15 protein-coding genes are annotated in these 20387 nt (G+C 63.9%); 12 read left to right on the top strand and 3 right to left on the bottom strand.

Annotation, left to right across the window (positions count from 1 at the left end; translation table 11 throughout):
• Window positions 1-348 precede the first annotated feature (348 nt).
• The gene (gene aceA, locus CF70_RS12955; protein WP_035864996.1) at window positions 349-1644 is read left to right on the top strand and encodes an isocitrate lyase; all 1296 of its coding nucleotides are present in this window, start codon (window positions 349-351) and stop codon (window positions 1642-1644) included.
• A 360-nt stretch (window positions 1645-2004) separates the two neighbouring features.
• Window positions 2005-2757 (top strand): M48 family metalloprotease, encoded by a 753-nt coding sequence (locus CF70_RS12950; protein ID WP_081862158.1) that lies wholly within the window; start codon window positions 2005-2007, stop codon window positions 2755-2757.
• Window positions 2758-2873: 116 nt separating this feature from the next.
• Here the strand turns inward: CF70_RS12950 and CF70_RS12945 are convergent, their stop codons facing one another.
• Both CF70_RS12945 and CF70_RS12940 read right to left on the bottom strand, forming a co-directional pair.
• Window positions 2874-3308 carry a universal stress protein gene (locus CF70_RS12945; protein WP_035864994.1) on the bottom strand — a complete coding sequence of 145 codons (435 nt, stop codon included), beginning with the start codon at window positions 3306-3308 and terminating at the stop codon, window positions 2874-2876.
• A gap of 111 nt (window positions 3309-3419) precedes the next feature.
• Window positions 3420-4370 carry a LysR family transcriptional regulator gene (locus CF70_RS12940; RefSeq protein WP_035864991.1) on the bottom strand — a complete coding sequence of 317 codons (951 nt, stop codon included), beginning with the start codon at window positions 4368-4370 and terminating at the stop codon, window positions 3420-3422.
• Between the two features lie 242 nt (window positions 4371-4612).
• Here CF70_RS12940 and CF70_RS12935 point away from each other — a divergent pair, with 242 nt between their 5' ends.
• Complete coding sequence (locus tag CF70_RS12935) at window positions 4613-5314, top strand: haloacid dehalogenase type II (protein ID WP_035864989.1); 702 nt, start codon at window positions 4613-4615, stop codon at window positions 5312-5314.
• Between the two features lie 43 nt (window positions 5315-5357).
• Window positions 5358-6944 carry a malate synthase A gene (gene aceB / locus CF70_RS12930; RefSeq protein ID WP_035864987.1) on the top strand — a complete coding sequence of 529 codons (1587 nt, stop codon included), beginning with the start codon at window positions 5358-5360 and terminating at the stop codon, window positions 6942-6944.
• Window positions 6945-7019: 75 nt separating this feature from the next.
• Here the strand turns inward: aceB and CF70_RS34865 are convergent, their stop codons facing one another.
• Window positions 7020-7316, bottom strand: a complete 297-nt coding sequence (locus CF70_RS34865; RefSeq protein ID WP_235185028.1) for an IS4/Tn5 family transposase DNA-binding protein — start codon at window positions 7314-7316, stop codon at window positions 7020-7022.
• A 332-nt stretch (window positions 7317-7648) separates the two neighbouring features.
• Here CF70_RS34865 and CF70_RS12925 point away from each other — a divergent pair, with 332 nt between their 5' ends.
• The 8 genes from CF70_RS12925 to CF70_RS12885 all read left to right on the top strand — a co-directional run bounded on the left by CF70_RS12925 (window position 7649) and on the right by CF70_RS12885 (window position 20317).
• Window positions 7649-8218, top strand: a complete 570-nt coding sequence (locus CF70_RS12925; protein WP_035864985.1) for a fimbrial protein — start codon at window positions 7649-7651, stop codon at window positions 8216-8218.
• 30 nt (window positions 8219-8248) lie between these two features.
• Window positions 8249-9013, top strand: coding sequence for a fimbrial biogenesis chaperone (locus CF70_RS12920; RefSeq protein WP_035864983.1), 765 nt, complete (start codon window positions 8249-8251; stop codon window positions 9011-9013).
• Window positions 9014-9227: 214 nt separating this feature from the next.
• Window positions 9228-11966, top strand: a complete 2739-nt coding sequence (locus CF70_RS12915) for a fimbria/pilus outer membrane usher protein (RefSeq protein WP_081862162.1) — start codon at window positions 9228-9230, stop codon at window positions 11964-11966.
• A gap of 95 nt (window positions 11967-12061) precedes the next feature.
• The gene (locus CF70_RS12910; protein WP_235185027.1) at window positions 12062-12847 is read left to right on the top strand and encodes a fimbria/pilus periplasmic chaperone; all 786 of its coding nucleotides are present in this window, start codon (window positions 12062-12064) and stop codon (window positions 12845-12847) included.
• A 120-nt stretch (window positions 12848-12967) separates the two neighbouring features.
• Window positions 12968-14776 carry a ShlB/FhaC/HecB family hemolysin secretion/activation protein gene (locus CF70_RS12905; protein ID WP_235185026.1) on the top strand — a complete coding sequence of 603 codons (1809 nt, stop codon included), beginning with the start codon at window positions 12968-12970 and terminating at the stop codon, window positions 14774-14776.
• Between the two features lie 81 nt (window positions 14777-14857).
• Window positions 14858-17884: a GLUG motif-containing protein gene (locus CF70_RS12900; RefSeq protein ID WP_035864981.1), complete on the top strand. Its 3027-nt coding sequence runs from the start codon at window positions 14858-14860 to the stop codon at window positions 17882-17884.
• Window positions 17885-18115: 231 nt separating this feature from the next.
• Window positions 18116-19342, top strand: a complete 1227-nt coding sequence (locus CF70_RS12895; protein ID WP_051648356.1) for a fimbrial protein — start codon at window positions 18116-18118, stop codon at window positions 19340-19342.
• A 684-nt stretch (window positions 19343-20026) separates the two neighbouring features.
• Window positions 20027-20317 (top strand): hypothetical protein, encoded by a 291-nt coding sequence (locus CF70_RS12885; protein WP_035864976.1) that lies wholly within the window; start codon window positions 20027-20029, stop codon window positions 20315-20317.
• Window positions 20318-20387: the final 70 nt, after the last annotated feature.

Genomic DNA, 20387 nt, shown 5'->3' with positions numbered 1-20387 from the left:
GAAAGATGTTTTGCGCGGCAAAAAATGTAGATGCGAAGCACAACTGCCGTTTCTCATGATGGAGAACAGCTTGCCGTATCGTGAAATATGTTTAATAAGTTATTGATTATAAACAGTAAAAAAACTCAGCAACGACTGCATTCCGTGCTGTTGCGACGCGGGACGTTTCCCTACACTCTTATATAAGACACATGACCTGAAGCGTAAAAAACAGGGGTGGTGAGGCAGCAGGACCTGGCCTCCAGACCGTCCCCCTAAGCGCACCGGTCGGCAAGCTCGGCACCGTGGTCCGGCAAGCCTGTCGCAAGTTGCTTATGCCATACCCGTCATCATCACTAGGAGAGTGAAATGTCCCGCGAAACCGAAGCAAAGAACCTGCAAGCAGAATGGGATACCAACCCGCGCTGGAAGGGCGTCGCGCGTCACTACACCGCCGATGACGTTGTGCGCCTGCGCGGCTCCGTGCAGATCGAGCATACCCTGGCTCGCCGCGGTGCCGAAAAGCTGTGGCACCTGCTGAACACCGAACCGTTCGTCAATACGCTGGGCGCGCTGACGGGCAACCAGGCCATGCAACAGGTCAAGGCAGGCCTCAAGGCCATCTACCTGTCGGGCTGGCAAGTCGCTGGCGACGCCAACCTGGCCGGCGAAATGTATCCCGACCAGTCGCTGTACCCGGCCAACTCGGTGCCGCAAGTGGTCCGCCGCATCAACAACACCTTCCAGCGCGCCGACCAGATCCAGTGGAGCGAAGGCAAGGGAGACACCGACTACTTCGCGCCCATCGTGGCCGATGCCGAAGCCGGCTTCGGCGGCGTGCTGAACGCCTTCGAACTGATGAAGTCCATGATCGACGCGGGCGCAGCCGGCGTTCACTTCGAAGACCAGCTGGCTTCGGTCAAGAAGTGCGGCCACATGGGTGGCAAGGTGCTGGTGCCAACGCGTGAAGCTGTCGCCAAGCTGACCGCCGCGCGCCTGGCTGCCGACGTGTCCGGCGTGCCGACCCTGGTGATCGCCCGTACCGACGCTGAAGCCGCCGACCTGCTCACCTCCGACGTGGACGAGCGAGATCGCCCGTTCTGCACCGGTGAGCGCACGGTGGAAGGCTTCTACCGCACCAGGCCCGGCATCGAGCAATCGATCTCCCGCGCCCTGGCCTACGCGGAAGTGGCCGACCTGGTGTGGTGCGAAACCGGCAAGCCGGACCTGGAATTCGCCAAGAAGTTTGCCGAAGCCGTCCGCGCCAAGTTCCCTGGCAAGCTGCTGGCCTACAACTGCTCGCCGTCGTTCAACTGGAAGAAGAACCTGGACGACGCCACCATCGCCAAGTTCCAGAAGGAACTGGGCGCCATGGGCTACAAGTTCCAGTTCATCACGCTGGCTGGCTTCCACTCGCTGAACTACTCGATGTTCAACCTGGCCTACGGCTATGCCCGCAACCAGATGACCGCCTTCGTCGAACTGCAGGAAAACGAGTTCAAGGCGGCCGAGAAGGGCTTCACCGCCGTCAAGCACCAGCGCGAAGTCGGCACCGGCTACTTCGACGCAGTGACCCAGACCATCGAAGGCGGCCTGTCGTCGACTACCGCGCTCAAGGGTTCGACCGAAGACGAACAGTTCTTCGACGACAAGAAAGTGGCCTGATGTTTCGGATCTTCGGATCTTCGGATCAATAGCTGGTCACCTGGAGGGCGTGCGACCATCACGCCCTTCATTTAGGCGCCGCGCCGTGTCTCTCTCAGGGACGGCGCGGTTTTTTGCTTTCTGGCGCCTGGCCGAGGTCCGGACCGGCAGGGGAGGCGGGGCCGATGAGTGAGAAATGTCAAAAATTGTGACTGTAGCGATTAAGGCATTTATCGTTCACTTGGAATGATTTCAGCGATATGATTGCGCCCGTGTGTCAAAAGAGGCACACAGCAGGGTTGCCGGTTAGTCACCGGCGCATATCCATAAAGATCACTGGCGGCAATCCAGCCGGTGTACATTCCAAGAAGAAAACCAAGCATGAAGCACAAACTTTCCCTGGCGGCCATCGCCGGTCTTTCCGCCATTCTGGTCGGCTGTGCCGGCACCAATGTCGACGGCATGATGGGTGCCGGCACGTCGATGTTCAAGGCGGCCTCCCTGAGCGACGGCGACGTCAAGACCATGTCCGACAAGTCGTGCGCCGAGCTCGACAGCACCAGCAAGATTGCTGCGCCCAGCAGCAACTACGCCAAGCGCCTGACCAAGATCATGGCCGGCCTGCAGTCGGCCGGGGTGCCGAACGTCAATGCCAAGGTCTACCTGACCAAGGACGTCAACGCCTGGGCCATGGCAAACGGCTGCGTGCGCGTGTACAGCGGCCTGATGGACATGATGACCGACGACGAAGTGCGTGGCGTGGTTGGCCACGAACTGGGTCACGTGGCCCTGGGCCACACCAAGAACAAGATGCAGGTGGCATACGCCGCCATGGCGGCGCGCGGCGCGCTGGCCGCCAGCGGCAATGGCGCCGTGGCTGCCTTGTCGGCCTCGCAACTGGGCGAACTGGGCGAGCAACTGATCAACGCGCAATTCTCGCAAACGCAGGAGAGCGCCGCCGACGACTACTCGTATGACCTGCTGACCAAGAACAAGGCCAATACCCGCGGCCTGGTCTCGGCGTTCCAGAAGCTGGCCAAGCTGGACGGCGGCAAGTCGGGCATGTTCTCGTCGCACCCGGGCTCGGAAGACCGCGCCAAGCATATCGAAGACCGCATCAAGTCGGCCAGCTGATCTCATCCGGCTCAGCCGGTTGGACGGAAGGACGAAAGCATGAAAAGGCTGGCGCCCCCGACGGGCAGCCGGCCTTTTTGAATTCCACCGCCTCATGCCATGGCGCGTGCCGGCGCTCAGCGATACACGATGACCGGAATGTCTGTGTGCGTGAGTACCTTCTGTGTTTCGCTGCCCAGCAACAGGCCGGAGAGCCCGCGCCTGCCATGCGATGCCATGAAGATCACGTCGCAACCGTGACGCTCGGCCGCGTCGATGATGCCCAGGTAGGGCACGGCAAAGGTGCTCATGTCGGCGTCAAAGCTGATGCCGTCGGCCCTGGCTGCGGTTTCCACTTCCTTCAGGTACAGCTTGGCCTGGCTTTCGATGCGGTCCTTGAAGGCCTGGGGCGCTTCCACCACGATCTCACTGAAGGGCGTGTAGGGATATTCCTCCAGGCAGACATAGGCGGTGACCCGCGCATTGATTGTCTTGGCCAGTTCCAGCGCGCCGTCGATGGCTTTCTTGGACAGCTCCGAACCGTCGGTGGGTAGCAGGATGTGCTTGAACATGCTGGACTCCTTAGGAACGCGGTTTAACGGGTGGTGGGGGGCAGGCCGCACGGCACCTGTCGGATTTCATTGTAGGCAGGGGTGGCTCATGCGTCATTGCCTTATATCAAATTACTGATTGACCACCAGTTGCGCCTTGGCGGCGGAAGCTTGTTCCGCGCGCCGCCAGTACGCCGGATTCCCGTAGGTGTTCTTCAGGTGGTCGATAAACAGCCGCACGCGCAGCGGCAAGTGCTTGCGCTGCGGAAAGACCGCATGGATGCCGATCGGCGGCGCCTGGAACTCATCGAGCACGGTGACCAGCCGGCCACTCGCGATCTCTTGCCCCACCTCCCACCATGAACGCCAGGCCAGCCCGTGGCCTTGCAGGCACCAGGCGTGCAGCACCGCGCCATCGGAACATTCCATGGTGCCGCCGACCTTGACGGTGAGGGGGCGTCCTTCCTGCTGGAAGGCCCAGCCGCGCTGCACATTGGCGCTGGCGCCGAAGGCCAGGCAGTTGTGGCGGGTCAGGTCCTCGGGCAGGGCGGGTACGCCGTGGCGCGACAGGTAATTGGGAGAGGCCACCACCACGCGCCGGTTCTCGGCCAGGCGGATCGAGACCAGGCTGGAATCGGGCAGGTCGCCCAGGCGGATGGCGCAGTCGAAGCCCTCGTTGACCAGGTCGACCACGCGGTCGGACAGGTCCAGGGTGATGGTCACATCCGGATGCGACTCGATGAACAGCGGCACCAGCGGCGCCACATGCTTGCGACCGTAGCCAGCCGGCGCGGTTACGCGCAGGTGGCCGCTGGCCTTGACGCCACCGGCCGAGACACTGGCTTCCGCGTTGTGCAGGTCGTTGAGGATGCGCTGGCAGTCCTCCAGGAACGCCGAGCCCTCGAAGGTCAGACTGATCTTGCGGGTGGTGCGCAGCAGCAGCTTGACGCCCAGGCGCTCTTCCAGCGCATCGATGCGGCGCCCGATGATGGCAGGCGCCACGCCCTCCGCCGCCGCCGCCGCCGACAGGCTGCCCCGCGCGGCCACGGAGACGAACGTCTCCAATTGCTTGAAATGATCCACGGTATTCGCAAGTTTTGTGCCTCATGCCGCCCAAAAATCGGGGAGCTTGAAGCAATGGGGTGGATTTGGTGCCTATTCTTTAGAGCGTTTGCAAAGATTAGTGGGGTAAAAGTAAAAGATCAAGTGACCCGGGCCGACTTTGCCGCACCGCAACGTCTCCCTACAATGCATGCATTCATTGGTGTACAGGCCCACGCAATGCGCTGGCCTGCCGGGTTTGCCCAGGGGAACCGCTTCAGCTCATGCAAAAGATCCGCGCAGTCGTCTTCGATGCCTACGGCACGCTGTTCGACGTTTATTCCGTCACCGCGCGCGCGGAGCAATTGTTTCCGGGCAAGGGCGAAGCGCTGGCGCTGCTGTGGCGCGAGCGGCAGATCGACTACACCCGCATCCGCTCGCTGGCCGCGCCCGACGGCGCATACTACAAGCCGTTCTGGGCGATCACGGTGGACGCGCTGCGCTATGCCGCCGAGCGCCTGCAACTGGTGCTGAACCCCGCCGCGGAGGCGCAGTTGCTCAAGGAATATGCCTGCCTGTCTGCCTTCCCGGAGAACCTCGGGGCGCTCAAGCGCCTGCGGGCCGCCGGGCTGCCGCTGGGCATCCTGTCCAACGGCAATCCCGAGATGCTGGACATCTCGGTCAAGAGCGCCGGCATGCACGGGCTGTTCGACCACGTGCTGTCGGTGGATGCGGTGCGCATGTACAAAACCGCGCCCGACGCCTACGCGCTGGGCCCCAAGGCCTTCGGCGTACCGGCCGGGGAAATCCTCTTCGTCTCGTCCAACGGCTGGGACGCTTGCGGCGCCACCTGGTATGGCTACACCACGTTCTGGATCAATCGTGCCGGCCATCCGGCGGAGCAGCTCGATGCGAGCCCCTCCGGCACCGGGCACGACATGAACGACCTGCTCGAATTCGCCCGCACCTGCGGTGCGGCGGTTTGACAGCGGGCACCCTAAACAAACCATCGATCACAGGAGAACACTGATGGCCATCACGCTGCCTGCGGGCATGAAGATTACCGGCGAAATCCTGCCGGCCTACGAAGACATCCTCACGCCGGCGGCCCTGGCCCTGGTGGACAAACTGCATCGCGCCTTCGAGCCGCGCCGCCAGCAACTGCTGGCTGCCCGCGTCGAGCGCACCAAGCGCCTGGACGCCGGCGAGTTGCCCGATTTCCTGCCGGAAACCAAGAGCGTGCGCGAAGGCGACTGGAAAGTCGCGCCGGTGCCCGCCGCGCTGCATTGCCGCCGCGTGGAAATCACCGGCCCGGTGGAAGCCAAGATGGTCATCAACGCGTTCAACTCCGGCGCGGACAGCTACATGACCGACTTCGAGGACTCCAACACCCCCAACTGGCACAACCAGTTGCAGGGTCAGGTCAACCTCAAGGCCGCCGTGCGCCGCACCCTCACGCTGGACTCGAACGGCAAGCACTACAAGCTCAACGACAAGATCGCCACGTTGCAAGTGCGCCCGCGCGGCTGGCACCTGGACGAAAAGCACGTCACCATCGACGGCCAGCGCGTCTCCGGAGGCATCTTCGATTTCGCGCTGTTCCTGTTCCATAACGCCAAGGAACAGATCGCACGCGGCGCCGGCCCGTTCTTCTACCTGCCGAAGATGGAAAGCCACCTCGAAGCCCGTCTGTGGAACGACGTCTTCGTCATGGCTCAGAACGAAATCGGCCTGCCGCAAGGCACCGTCAAGGCGACCGTGCTGATCGAAACGATCCTGGCCGCCTTCGAGATGGAAGAAATCCTGTATGAGCTGCGCGAGCACAGCGCTGGCCTGAACGCCGGCCGCTGGGACTACATCTTCTCGTGCATCAAGAAGTTCAAGGTTGACAAGAACTTCTGCCTGGCCGACCGCGCCAAGGTCACCATGACCGCGCCGTTCATGCGCTCGTACGCGCTGCTGCTGCTCAAGACCTGCCACAAGCGCGGCGCGCCCGCCATCGGCGGCATGAGCGCACTGATCCCGATCAAGAACGATCCGGAGAAGAACGCCATCGCCATGCAAGGCATCATCAACGACAAGAAGCGCGATGCCACCGACGGCTACGACGGCGGCTGGGTGGCGCACCCGGGCCTGGTCGAGCCGGCCATGAAGGAATTCGTGGCAGTGCTGGGCGACGCGCCCAACCAGTTCGGCAAGCAGCGCGACGACGTTAACGTGACCGCCAAGGACCTGCTGGACTTCCAGCCGGAAACCCCGATCACCGAAGCCGGCCTGCGCATGAACATCAACGTCGGCATCCACTACCTCGGCTCCTGGCTGGCCGGCAACGGCTGCGTGCCCATCCATAACCTGATGGAAGACGCCGCCACCGCCGAAATCTCGCGCTCGCAAGTGTGGCAGTGGATCCGCTCGCCCAAGGGCAAGCTGGAGGACGGCCGCAAGGTGACCGCCGAGATGGTGCGCGCGCTGATCCCGGAAGAGCTGGCCAAGGTCAAGGCTTTCGTCGGTGGCGACACCACGACATATGACCGCGCCGGCGAGATCTTCGAGCAGATGTCCACGTCGGAGGACTTTGCCGAGTTCCTGACGCTGCCGCTGTACGAAGAGATCTGATCGGACGGTAGCACTTGCCTGGCCGGGGCTTATGCCTCGGCGAAAAAAAAACCGCAGCCTGGTGCTGCGGTTTTTTTATGGGTGCGCCCGGCAGGGCGCGCCCACTCCATCTCCTCGTTGCCGGGAAATCGATAGGCAGCGATGGATGGTCTCCGAGCATCCATCGCACGTGCCCGGCATGCTCGCCGTGGGCCTGGCGGCAAGCCGTTTGAGCCGCGCCTTTGCACGTCGACCCCGCCTCGGATCGCCCAGATCCAGCCCCTCGAATTCTTCGTCCACCCGCGCGCCCCGGCTCGTTGTCCATTCGCGCCAACAAATACGAGCGTGACGGCGAGTCCGCGCATGTTCGCAGCCCGCTGCGCCCAAATCCATGGGTTGCCGGCTGCATGCTGTCGAGGCGGGGCTTCGACTTTCGTATGACGAAATGGCTTGAAGTATCCAAATATCGATTTAATTGTTTTTATGGAAAACAAGAATTTTCTTGGGTTTATTTTATTTCATGAGATCTATGATTTGGTCACCGTCGAGTGGCCTCAGTGCCATTGCGTTTCTTTCCGTGACTGCATCTGGCGTGGAATGCGTCAGGCAGGGTGCGGTTCGATTCGGAAGCCGGTGCTTCGGTCCCATGTGGACCTGCATTTAAACCGGGGTGCATCTAATCGTTTGATGCATTGCCCCAATTACCAACGGAAGAAGAAAATCACATGAAGCGTACTATTCTCGGCTCACTCACAGCCGGCTGTGTGGTCATGGCTGCCATGGCTCCCTCGCTGTCGCATGCGTTCGACGGCCAGCTGGACTTCACCGGCTCCATCACGGATGTTACCTGCACCATCAACGGCAAGCCGGCCGGGCCCAACAATCGCACCACCGTGGATCTGGGCCGCGTGGACCCCATCATCTTCACGGGCATTGGCGTGAAATCCCCCGCAGTGCCATTCAGCCTGGTACTGGGCGGCGGCACGGCCTGCAAGGATAAAACGAAGGCCTCCATCTCCTTTGATACGGGCTCCGCCAACATCGATCCCGTCACCGGCAACCTGATCCTGCAGGGTTCCGCTGCGGCGCAAGGCGTGCAGATCGAGGTCAGCGACAACGGCAACAGTGCCACCGGCAAGATCGCGCTGAACCAGGCACAGGCGAGCCCGCAGGTGGCCACGATCACTGGCAACACCGCAACGCTGACCTACAGCGCGGCCTATGTCCAGACCGCTGCCTCCGTCACGGCGGGTGCGGGTAACTCGTTCATCCGCTACACGATGGCTTACTACTAAATCGAGCCAGGTTTAATTGCCAGGAATGCCATGACGTCGGTCGCTCGCATCTCTTCACTTCTTGCCGCCGGTGTCGTGGCGCTCGCCGCCTGCGCCAGCGTGGCGCAGGCTTCCATTGTCATACAGGGTACGCGACTGGTATTCCCGTCCGATGCCCGTGAGGTTACCGTAAGGCTGAACAACATCGGCAGCGAGCCCGTTCTCGTGCAGAACTGGCTGGACGATGGCCAGGCGGATGTGCCGCCCGAGAAAGTCCGGGTTCCCTTCATGGTCTCGCCGACGGTCGGCCGGGTAGAGCCGAGCAAGGGCGCGGTGCTGCGCATCGTCTATACGCAGGAGCCACTGCCGACCGACCGCGAGACGGTGTTCTGGCTCAATGTGCTGGAGGTGCCCTCGAAGAAGGAGGGCGCTGAGAATGCGCTTCTGTTCGCCTTCCGCAGCCGTATCAAGGTCTTCTTCCGGCCCGTGCAACTGACGGACGTCGATGCCGCTCCCGGCAAGCTTGCCTGGAAGCTGGTCACAGTGGAAGGCCAGGGGCCGGGTGGAAAGACGGCGAAGCAGCTTGCCGTGGAGGTCAGCAACCCTACGCCCTACTACGTTTCCTTCGGCCGGGTCGATGCCAGGCTGGAGGGCAAGTTTGTCTCCGCGGGTGGTGGCATGGTGGCCCCGCTCGGCAAGGAGACCTTTGTACTGCCCGAAGCAAAGCCCGGCAATCATCCCGGTGCCCTTGTCCGCTACGAAGTCATCAATGACTACGGCGGCCGGTACACGGAAGAGAAGGCATTGGCAAATTAGCCTCTAAGCATTCCCGTCCCGATTCCTTTCGCCGTGTCGGTTGTACAGCGGCGTCCAGCTTCCGCAGATAGGACAAATTCGTCAGTCTATGCAATCCTCAGTTCGCCCTGTTCAACCCGCTTGCCCAGCTCGCGTCGGCATTGTGGCTGTGCTGCCGACCTCCAGGCCGGGGCGCCTTGCGCCTCGCCTGATCGGCGCCGTGGCGGCGATCGCGATGTCGCCTACCGCCTGGGCGGCGGCGACCGTTGCGGGTGGGCAGGGCGCGGGGACGCGCCAGTCCATGGATCTCGGCGCGCAGATTGGCGAAACCTTGGCGCAGGAAAGTAAAGAGGCACAGGACGGCGACCCGGAGCGCGCGCGAAGTGCCGGCAGCGATGGAAACGGGCCCGCGCCCGAGCCGAGGCTGCTGTCCGCCCTGGACGGCAAACGGGTGGTATTCGACGCCTACATGCTGGCGCAGGGCGCCGAGGGCATCACGATCGATACCAGCCGTTTCGAGCGGCTGGATATTGTCGCACCCGGCAAGTACCGCGTCGAATTGCACGTCAATGGCCAATGGCGCGGCACCGAGGATATCGAGTTCCGGCAGGTTGCAGGCCGGGAAAGCGCGCAGGCATGCTACGACCGCGATCTGCTCACCCGCGCAGGTGTCGATCTGAACAAGAGCGCGCGCGGCCAGGATCCCGCACGGCCGCCCAACCCGATGCCGGAAGGCCTGGTCTGTACCGACATCGGCAACTATGTTCCCGGCGCCGAACTCAAGTTCGACCAGGCGGAGCAGGCGATCTATCTCTCCGTGCCGCAATACTATCTGCGGCTGACCACATCGAAAAACTATGTCGATCCGCAGCGTTGGGACAGTGGCGTTCCGGCGCTGCTGCTCAACTACAACACCAATATCTTCACCACGGAGAGCCAGGGACGCAACACCACCCAGGCCTACGCGGGCCTGAACCTGGGGGCAAACCTCGGGCCGCTGCGATTGCGCCACAACGGCTCGGTTACCTGGTCGCCGCTGACTGGCATGCGCTATCAGCGCGGTTATGTCTATGGACAGACCGATCTGCCCGAGCTGCGTTCGCAATTGCTGGTTGGCGAGAGTTCGACCAGCGGCGAACTGTTCGATTCGGTGTCTTTCCGCGGCGCGCAGATCTTCAGCGACGACCGCATGCTGCCCGAGACGCAGCGCTACTACGCGCCGGTGGTGCGCGGTACCACCGGCTCGAACGCCCGGGTCTCGGTCCATCAGCGTGGCTTCCTGGTCTACGAGACCACCGTGGCACCGGGACCGTTCGAGATCAATGACCTGCAGGTTGCCAGCTACGGCGGCGACCTGCAGGTGACCGTGACAGAGGCCAACGGGCAGGCACGTACCTTCCTGGTGCCATTTGCCACCACCGTGCAATTGTTGCGGCCCGGCGTCACGCGCTACAGCGTGACCGCGGGAAGGGCTAGCGACCCCTCTCTGCAAGGCAGCGGACAGTACATCGTCCAGGGCACACTGCAACACGGCATCAACAATATGGTCACCGGCTACGGTGGTGTGGCCTTCGCCAGCAACTATGCCTCCGGGCTGCTGGGCGGGGCGCTCAACACGCGCTTCGGTGGCTTTGGCGCCGACGTCACGTGGGCCAGGGCCACCGTGCCAAACGGCGATAGCCTGCGTGGCTCCAGCTTCCGTGTTTCGTACAGCAAGAACTTGCCGAACAGCGGTACCAGCTTCTCACTGCTAGCCTACCGCTATTCCACGCGCGGCTATCTTGGCCTGCGCGACGCGCTGATGCTGCACGATGCCGTCGAGCGCGGCGCGGCGGCTGATTCCTTCGCGCGCATGCGCAGCAGAGTGGATGCCAATATCAGCCAGCAGCTCGGCGCAAGTGGCGGCAGTGTCTACCTCAACGGCTCTTCGCTCCAGTACTGGAACCAGCGTGGCCAGGCGCTCAGTTTCACGCTGGGCTACAGCAACCAGTGGCGCGGCAACACCTATTCCGTGTCCGTGCAGCGCGTGCAGAACGCGGGGTCCGGCGGGGCCTTGTATGGGGGAGCCGCCAGCGGCAACAGCACGCTGGTCAGCCTCAACCTGTCGATTCCACTGGGAAAGTCCGCCCGCGGCACTCCCGTCCTGAACACCTTCGTCACGCACGACGACGGTGCCGGCACGCAGGTTTCTTCCGGCGTTTCGGGGCTCATCGACCAGCAGGGCAAGGGCTCGTACTCGCTCTCCGGCACCTATGACGACCGGCGCAATGCCGCCTCGGGCAACGCCAGCATCAACTGGCGCCTGCCCGACGTCACGCTGGGCGCCAGCATTGGCCAGGGTCAAGGCTATCGGCAGGCATCGGCCAGCGCGCAGGGCGGCCTGGTCGTTCATCCGGGCGGCGTTTCCATGGCACAGACCCTTGGCGAGACCATCGGCGTGGTCCATGCGGCGGATGCGCGGGGCGCCCGGGTCGGCTACGGCGGCGCCAGCGTGGACCGGCGCGGCTACGCGGTTGTACCCAGCCTGATCCCTTATCAGCTGAACAGCATCGATGTCGATCCCAAGGGCATCCCCGACGACGTCGAGCTGAAGGTGACCTCGCGCAGCGTCGCGCCGCGCGCCGGTGCGGTGGTGATGCTCACGTACGAAACCCGCAAGGCGCGTGCCCTGCTTATCAATAGCCGCATGCCCAATGGTGAACTGCTGCCCTTCGCCGCCACCGCCATCGATGGCGAAGGCGGCATGGAGATCGGCGCCGTGGGCCAGGGCAGCCGCCTGGTGGTGCGCACCGAGAATGACCGCGGCTCGATCCGCGTCGAATGGGGCAAGAAGCCTGAAGAGCGCTGCGTGATCGACTACACGCTGCCCGCGCGCGTGGAGGGGAAACGCAGCGGCTACGAAATGCTGGACCTGCCGTGCCTTCCATTGCCGGCCGGTGGCGTGGGCAGCAAAAAGCTGGCCGCGCGTCCGTGAGGCCAAGGCAACCCGGAGCCGGGCCATTGTGCAGTACCAAGATGGCAGCGCCAGGCAATCCGGCCGGCATGCGGAATCAGGGAAGGCCGAGCAACATGACCGATCCAATCATTGCGGGCAGAGGCGATCGCAGGCCGCGTTGCGAGCGGGCATGGCGCCGCGCCGGGGCCATGCTGGCCTTGCTGCTGTGCCTGGCGCCCGCCGGGGCGCTGGCGGCGTTGTCGATCATCGGCACCCGCTTCGTCTACCCCGCCGATCTGTCGGCGCTGAGCGTGAGGCTGCGCAATGCGGGCGACAGCCCGATCCTGGTCCAGGCCTGGCTGGACCAGGGAGAGGTCGATGCCGATCCGGCCACGCTGCGCGTGCCCTTCATCTTGTCGCCGCCATTGCTCAGGCTGGACCCGGAGCGCAAGACGGTGCTGCGGCTGCGCTACACCGGTGAGCCGCTGCCGGGGGATCGCGAGTCGGTGTTCTGGATCAACTTTCTGGAGGTGCCGCCGCTGGCCGAGGACAGCGCCAGTCTGCTGCGCCTGTCTTACCGCACGCGCATGAAGCTGCTGTTCCGGCCGGCGGGATTGCCCGGCACTGCGGACGAGGCCATCGGACAGGTGACATGGGCCTTTGGCAAGGCAGGGAAGGCGGGAGGCGCCGTCCTGGAAGCAACCAACCCTACGCCTTACCACGTGTCGCTGGCGCGGATGGAGGTCGGGCGCGGGGGCGCATTGGCGGAACTGGACGGCCTGACCATCGCGCCGCTTGGCGTCACGCGGTTCGTGCTGCCCGGCTTGGCGGGCCCCGCCGCGGACGAGGCGGTGGTGCATTACGAAGCCGTCAGGGATAGCGGCGAACTGATCGTCGGAAATGCAAACGTCAAAAGGTAGTTTCGATGCAGGCGATGGGTGGCTCGATGAGCAAGGGCAACGCTATCGGGCAGAGAGCGGCGCATGAGCATCGATCGGGCCGCTCGTGAAAAGAATGGGATTGCAATGGGATGGAATCAAGTGAGTGCTAGTGCTGGCCGTGAAACCGTTATCAATGCCGATGCCGATCCGCAAGCCCGCCGGGCGGTCGGTGAGCGGGCTGTGCGCCGCGCTTTCGGGCTGCGTGCCTGCGGTGTCGGCCTGATCTTGCTGCTGCCGGTCGTGGGGCATGCGCAGGTGCCCAATGTGCCCAATGCGCCCAATGTGCCCAATGCGGCGAATGTCCCCAGCATACCCAGGGCCGGGCAGACCATGCGCGATCTCGAGACCGTACGTCCGGAACTGCCTGCGCCGTCCAGTCTGGAGCTGGAGCTGCCCAAGGCGGATGATCGCACCGCGCCCGCCGCGCCCGCCGAGCCGGGGACACGCCTGAAGGTGCAGGGCTTTCGCATCGACGGGAACAAGGTATTCGACTCGGCGCAATTGCTGCCCTTGCTGGGCGACCTGAACGGCAGCGAGCAGGACCTGGCAGGCCTGCGCGCCGCGGCGGACCGCATCACCGCGTATTACCACGCGCACGGCTACCTGCTGGCGCGCGCCTTCCTGCCGCCGCAGGATATCGAGGACGGCATGGTCCGGCTCGAAGTGATGGAGGGCAGGTACGGGCGGATCGTGCTGCAGAACAAGTCGCGCGCGTTTGACGGCGTGCTGCGCCAGCCGCTATCGAGGCTCAGGAGCGGCGAGGCGGTGCATGGCGCGGAACTGGAAAGCAGCCTGCTGCTGCTCAACGATATCCCCGGCGCCGAGGCCAAGGGTACCTTGCAGTCCGGCAGCGAGCCCGGTACCACCGACCTGCTGGTCGAGGCGGAGCCCGGGCCGCTGGCCGGCGGCAGTCTGGAGGCGGACAACTATGGCGGCTACTACACCGGCGAATACCGCCTGGGCGGCAGCTTCTACCTGAACAACCCGTTGCGGCTGGGGGACCAACTGAGCCTGCGCGTGCTTGGCAGCGACAAGCGGCAGCGCTACTACCGCGCCGGCTACCAGTTGCCGGCCGGGCCCTGGTCCACGCGCGTGGGTGTGTCGTACTCGGATATGGGCTATCACCTCGACAAGGATTTCGCGGTGCTGGAAGCGCACGGCCGCGCCAGCATCCGCAGCGTCTTCGTCTCGCAGCCGCTGCTGCGCGGCCGCGCCTTCAACCTGAACGCCCAGCTGCAGTACGACGACAAGCGGCTGCGCGACGAGATGGATCTCTTCGAAACCAACGTCGGGAAGCGCGTGGGGCTGTGGACCGCCGGCGTGAACGGCAATGGCCAGGACAACGTATTCGGCGGCGGGCAGACCATGTTCTCGGCGAGCTACAGCACGGGACGGCTTCGCATCGACGATCCGCTCACCGAGTTCATCGACCAGATCAGCGCGAGAGCCGGCGGCAGCTTCAGCAAGATGAACCTGAGCGCGGCGCGCCTGCAGCGGCTGAGCAATCGCTTCCAGCTCTATGCCCAGGCCAATGCGCAATGGGCGTCCGGCAACCTGGACGGCTCCGAGAAGTTCGGCATGGGCGGGCCCTATGGCGTGCGCGCCTACGCGCTCGGCGCCGGCAGCGGCGACCAGGGCTGGCAGGCCAGCCTGGAGTTGCGCTACGCGGTGGCCCCTGGCTGGCAGCTGAGCGCCTTCGTGGACAAGAGCGTGGTGGACATCAACAAGCAGCCCTGGACCAGGGAGCGCAATACGCGCCGGTTGACGGGGGCGGGCATTGGCGGCGCCTGGGCCGGGCAGGGACATCAGATCAGCCTGGCGCTGGCCTGGCCGATGGGCCAGCGCGACGCAAGCGGGGGGCCGGTGCGCAGCCCCAGGTTTTGGGTGCAGGGCGCGCAGTACTTCTGAGTGCGCCGTGGACCGTGTCGGTGCAGTACCCGTGCTGCCGGGATGGTTGCAGCTTTCTCAATAACAAGGAATGAGGTCAATATGAACAAAAGCTATGCACTGGTCTGGAATCAGGCCCAGGGATGCTGGAACGTTGCCAGCGAAGGGGCTCGCCGCCGCGGCAAGTCTGGCGGCGCCAGGCGCGTGATTGTCGCCGCCGTTGCACTGTTGGGGCTGGGGGCGCTTGCGCCGGCGCATGCCTTGCCGACCGGCAATGTGATCGTATCGGGCACCGGTAATGTCGCGTCCTACAACAATGGCCGGGACATGTCGATCAACCAGTCGAGCGACAAGCTGATCATCAACTGGAATGGGTTCAGCGTTGGCGCGGGGGAGAGAGTCTTCTTCAATCAGCCCGACAGCAACGCGATCGCGCTCAACCGCGTGATTACTGCGAACGCCAGCAATATCCAGGGCCAGATCGGTGCCAATGGCCGCGTCTTCCTGGTCAACCCCAGCGGGATCGTGTTCGGGCAGACCGCCCAGGTCAACGTGGGCGGCCTGGTGGCCTCGACGCAGGACATCAGCAACGCGGATTTCAACAGCGGGACCTACCGCTTTACCGGCGGCGTGGGTGCACCGATCACCAATGCCGGCCGGATTACCGCCGCTCCGGGCGGCAGCGTGGCGCTGCTGGGCAGCGCGGTGAAAAACACTGGCCTTATCCAGGCGCAGATGGGCCGGGTGGCGCTAGGCGCCGGCAATGACTTCACCGTGAGCTTCGACGCCGGCAACCTGCTCAACCTGCAGGTGAATGGCGGCCTGGTGGGCTCGCTGGTGGAAAACGGCGGCCTGCTCAAGGCCGACGGTGGCCAGGTGCTGATGACGGCTCGCGCCGCCGGCAGCTTGCAGCAGGCGGTGGTGAACAATACGGGCATGATCGAGGCCAAGACCTTGCAGGGCAATGCCGGCAAGATCACGCTGGACGGCGGCAGCGCCGGCGTCGTGCGCGTGGCCGGCAACCTGAACGCCAGCGCGATGGCCGGCCCGGGCAACGGCGGCACCATCGAGACCAGCGGCGCCGATGTGCAGGTGCAGTTGGCCACCCAGGTTAACACCCAGGCCAATAACGGGCAGACGGGCACCTGGAAGCTCAACGCGATGGATGTCAACATCGGCCAGACGGCCGCCAGTGGCGAAAATACCGCGTTTAGCGACACGCTCTCGCGCAACCTCGGCACGACCAATATCGAGCTGGCCAGCACCGTGGGCAATCTCTCGGTCAACGCGCCGATCAGCTGGAACAGCGGCAACAAGCTGACGCTGGCCTCGGCTGGCGATGTCAATGTGAACGGAGCGCTGAGCGCCACCGGCGTCAACGCCAGCCTGGCCATGACCGCTGGCGGCACCAAGGATATCAACCTGAACAACAAGGTCACGCTCAGCGGGGCCGGCAACGGCCTGGCGTTGAACTATGGCCGCTCGCTGAACCTGAACAACGGCGCGGTGGTCACCTTGTCCGGGACGGGGGCGTCGTTCAGGTCGAACGGCTTTTCCTATAACGTGATCCAGAACCTCGCGCAGCTGCAGGGCATCAACGACAATCTGGGCGGCTACTATGTGCTGGGCAACAAGATCAGCGGCGGCAGCCTGAAGTCGATTGGCGGCGACTACGGCACGTTCTACGGCGTCTTCGACGGCCTGGGCAACACCTTGAACAATCTCTCGGTGACCAGCACCGGGCCTTTGTCCGGCCTGTTCTCGGCATCGTCCGGCAGCATCAGCAACCTCGGCCTGGCGACGTTGTCGGTCAACGCGACGTCTGCCAATGCCGGCGCCGCTGCGCTGGGCGCGCTGGTCGGTCAGAACTCCGGCACCATCTCCAACGTTACCGCCACCGGCGTACGCCTCAATAGCAACACCGGGCGGGCCCATACAATGGGTGGCCTGGTGGGGAAGAACCTCATCGACGGCTCCATCGACCGCGCTTCAGTGAGCCTCTCCAGTCTGTTTGGCAGCGGCCTGACCCAGTCGATCGGCGGCCTGGTCGGTGAGAACGCGGGCAGCGTGACACGCAGCACGTCGGATGTTTCCATCGGGGGGTACATGCAGCGCACGGCCATGGGCGGCGTGGGCGGCCTGGTCGGGCTGAACGCCGGGCCTGACGCCTATATAGCCGATTCGTCCAGCCGGGGCACCGTCGGCACATCCTACGGCGGCCTGAACGTGGGCGGCCTGGTGGGCTACAACAACGGTGGCGTCATCGAGCGCGTCTTCTCCGCCGGTAACACAGGCGCTTCCGGCAACGCCGTCATCGGTGGCCTGGTTGGCCTCAACGACAGCCGTGGCAGCATTGCCGATGCCTACACCAGCGGCCGCGTCAACGGCAGTGGCGCCGCGGCCATCGGCGGCCTGGTGGGGCAGAACCGGAACGGTAGCCTGACCAATGTCAAGACCAGCGGCACCGTCACGGATTATTCGGGCATCGATGTGGGCGGCCTGGCCGGCAACAACGAGGGCGGCACCATCTTCAGCGCAGAAGCCACCGGTGCCGTGATCGGCGGCGCCAACAACCGCGTGGGCGGCCTGGTCGGCAGCAACTACAGCGGCACCATCCAGAGTTCGGTGGCGCGAGGTAAGACCACGGGCGGCAGCAACAGCCACACTGGCGGCCTGGTTGGCTACAACGGCGGCGACCTGCTGGCGGTGGAAGCGAGCGGCGAAGTCTATGCCGGTGCAAACAGCTTTGCCGGCGGCCTGGTCGGCACCAACGTCACCACCAATGGAACCGCGATCGTGTCGGGCGTGGCCAGCGGCAACGTCAGGGGTGAAAGCCGCAGCGCGGTGGGGGGGCTGGTTGGCCAGAACAACGGGGTGGTCCGCGCTTCGTCGGCTTCCGGCACGGTGAGCGGCGGCAGCTATGTGACGATGGGCGGCCTGGTTGGCCTGAATCTGGGCGACGTCAATTACTCGACGGCCAGCGGCAAGGTCAGCTTCGTGCCGAACTACTCCCAGAACTATGGTGGCCTGGTCGGTGTGAACTTCGGTTCCATGCAGGGCAACCGGGTTTCCGGTAACGCTGCCATGCTGCCGCAGGCCGGCATCAACTACGGCACCATCATTCAATAAGGTGCTGAAGCAGTCTGATGGCCTGCCTGTCTAGCAGGCCCCTTACCCCTTGCATGCCATGCCGTGTTTCGGCATGGCATGCAAGGGCATTTCAGTACCGCGCCATGGAAGCCAAGGACGGATATGCGTTGCTGGTGGCGCAGGTGGCGGGTCCTGCTGGCCGCGCGCACCATGGATTTTGACGCCGCCTCGAAAGGCTAGGGAGACAGGGGTGGGGAGATGGAGAGCTGCATGAATACGAATGTACTGCCTATCGCCGGGTTGCCGGGGATTGCACGGGCGGCGCACCAATCGGTACGCCTGTTCATTGCCGTGCTAATGCTGGGGCTGGGGCTGGGGCTGGCGAGCGGCAGCGCCCTGGCACAACTTCAAAACCGCGTGGCCACCAACTGCACGAACCCCAATCCGCAGGAGGTCCAGCCGTGGACGGTAGCCAACCCCCTGACCAGCAGCACGGCCATCGGCACGATCCTGATGGAGCGGCGGTTCGCATTGACGACGTCCTTCACCTTTGGTTCGACGCCGGCCGTGATCGCTCACGAGTTGGTCACGGGCGCGCACTGGGCAATGGGGTTCGGGCCGCCCATCGGAACGGATGGCATTGCGCCAACGAATATTGACGGCATCGGCTTCAAGTGGGAAGCGCTATCGTCGGACGGTGTCGCCAGGACGTTGCGCAAGGAGATCGACCCGCTTGCCGTCGAGAAGTTGGACGTCTTGTTTCAGCCTAATCTGGGGGTACAGATCGGGTCCACCATCGCCAGCTACAAACAGTACCTGGTGCTGACCAAGGACCCGAATGCGCTCGCCGCGGGCGAGATCAAGGTGACCAATGTTGCGAGTGGTCTCCAGGTGAAGATCTACTCAGCGGACTTTCTGAAATCGGTGGGGGTGAGCCTGGGCAGCACGTTCCAGGTGCCCACCTTGGGCCCGGGGTGCCATCAGTCCATTAGCTACGACAGCACTGGTCTCGTCAGCATTGGCGGCGGCCCTCCGCCTCCGATTTCGAACAAATGCGACGTGGTGGCCAATCAGATCATTCCGGTCGATCTGGGGAGTATTCCCATTGATCGCTTCAAGAGGCTCAACGACACGTCCCCGCCGAAGCACTTCGAGATCGCCCTGAGCAATTGCGCGGCCAACGCCAAGCCCACGATCAGCTTCAGGGACAAGGCCACGCCTCCCAACGCAGACAAGACGGTATTGCGGCTCAGTGCGCCAGGCGGGCAAAGCCTGGCCCAGGGGTTCGGCATCATCATGACGCGCGAGGATGGCAGCCGGGAGCGCATCTCCTATGGCGATCCGGGTGCTGCCAAGAAGTACGAGATGACGCTCGACAAAGCGGGCAGGACAGCAAAGCTTCCCCTGTCGGCGCAGTACATCCGCACCGGTGGCGACGCCGAGGTGATGGCCGGCTACGCGGGAGGCTCCGCCGAATTCACCTTTACTTTCCCTTGAGGATGGAGTCCAAGACCAGGTTGGCAACGCTGCGCTGACCACACGCGTGCCATCAAATGAAATCGAGGAGCTACCTCAGCCGAGTTCGATGCCAAATTCGGCATGAACGTGGACCAGCGGTCTGGACAACGAAGTTTCGCCGACAGGCGACCACATCGACCTGTGGAACGGCGAAACAATCACGGCCGCGTCGCTACAGGGCCGGCTCAATAACTTCCTGCGCTTTACCGTGGGGCTTGGGTCGGCGCGGTACTCGGATTTAGGCAAATCGAAGAAGACCCTGCTGCGGGAAGTCGCATGACGCGTCTCGCTTGGTGTGTGGCTTTTATCGCTATGGCGCTGGTAGCGATGAGGCAGTCGGCTCTACTAGCCGCGAAATTGGCAGAGAAATACTCATGGCCGCTCATCGAGCAGTGGCACGGCTGTTGGGACATCGAGCATTGTTCGGTGTCATGGTGGGGCCAAGCCGCGATTGTCCTTTTTTTGGTCGGCCCTGCTGTGGCTTGGGCATCGGCGGGTTGGAAGTACTCGCGTCAGCCAACCGCTGGGAGGTTCGCTTGGACAATGCTCTCGCTGTTGGCAGGCACTGCCCTGTTCTATCTGGGGTACTACGCCTTGATTTGGTGACGTGGAAGCCAGCCATCCTCTGCCAGCGCCTGCGCGCCTCCCAACGGAGGGCGCCCGATGCATAGGTATCCGCACTACAACATCACCGCCCAGCGCGCCGGGCGCGACACCTTCCTCACGGCCCACGCGCCTTCCGAAAGCCCGCTAAGCCTCGCCGCGGAAAAAGCCGCGCAACTCAACGCGCTGCTTTCGGTGGCTGTCGAGAACGCTGCCGGCGGCTCCTTGTGCAACATCACCGAAGAGGCGCAGAGCCATCTGCTTTCGCTGGCGGCCGTGCTCGCACATGAAACGCTGGTGTTGAGCGAGTTGGCCGCGCAGGAGGATGAGGGGGAGGGTGGCGATGGATAATGGGTAGACTGCCAAGCGCAAACGCAGGTGAAGTCCGGAACCCGGAGCCGATCGGGGCGCTCAAATGTGC

The organism is Cupriavidus sp. SK-3, from assembly GCF_000611145.1.
Taxonomy (GTDB): Bacteria; Pseudomonadota; Gammaproteobacteria; order Burkholderiales; family Burkholderiaceae; genus Cupriavidus.
Note: the sequence above shows the minus strand (reverse complement) of the source record. Positions and strands in the feature narration are given on the sequence as shown.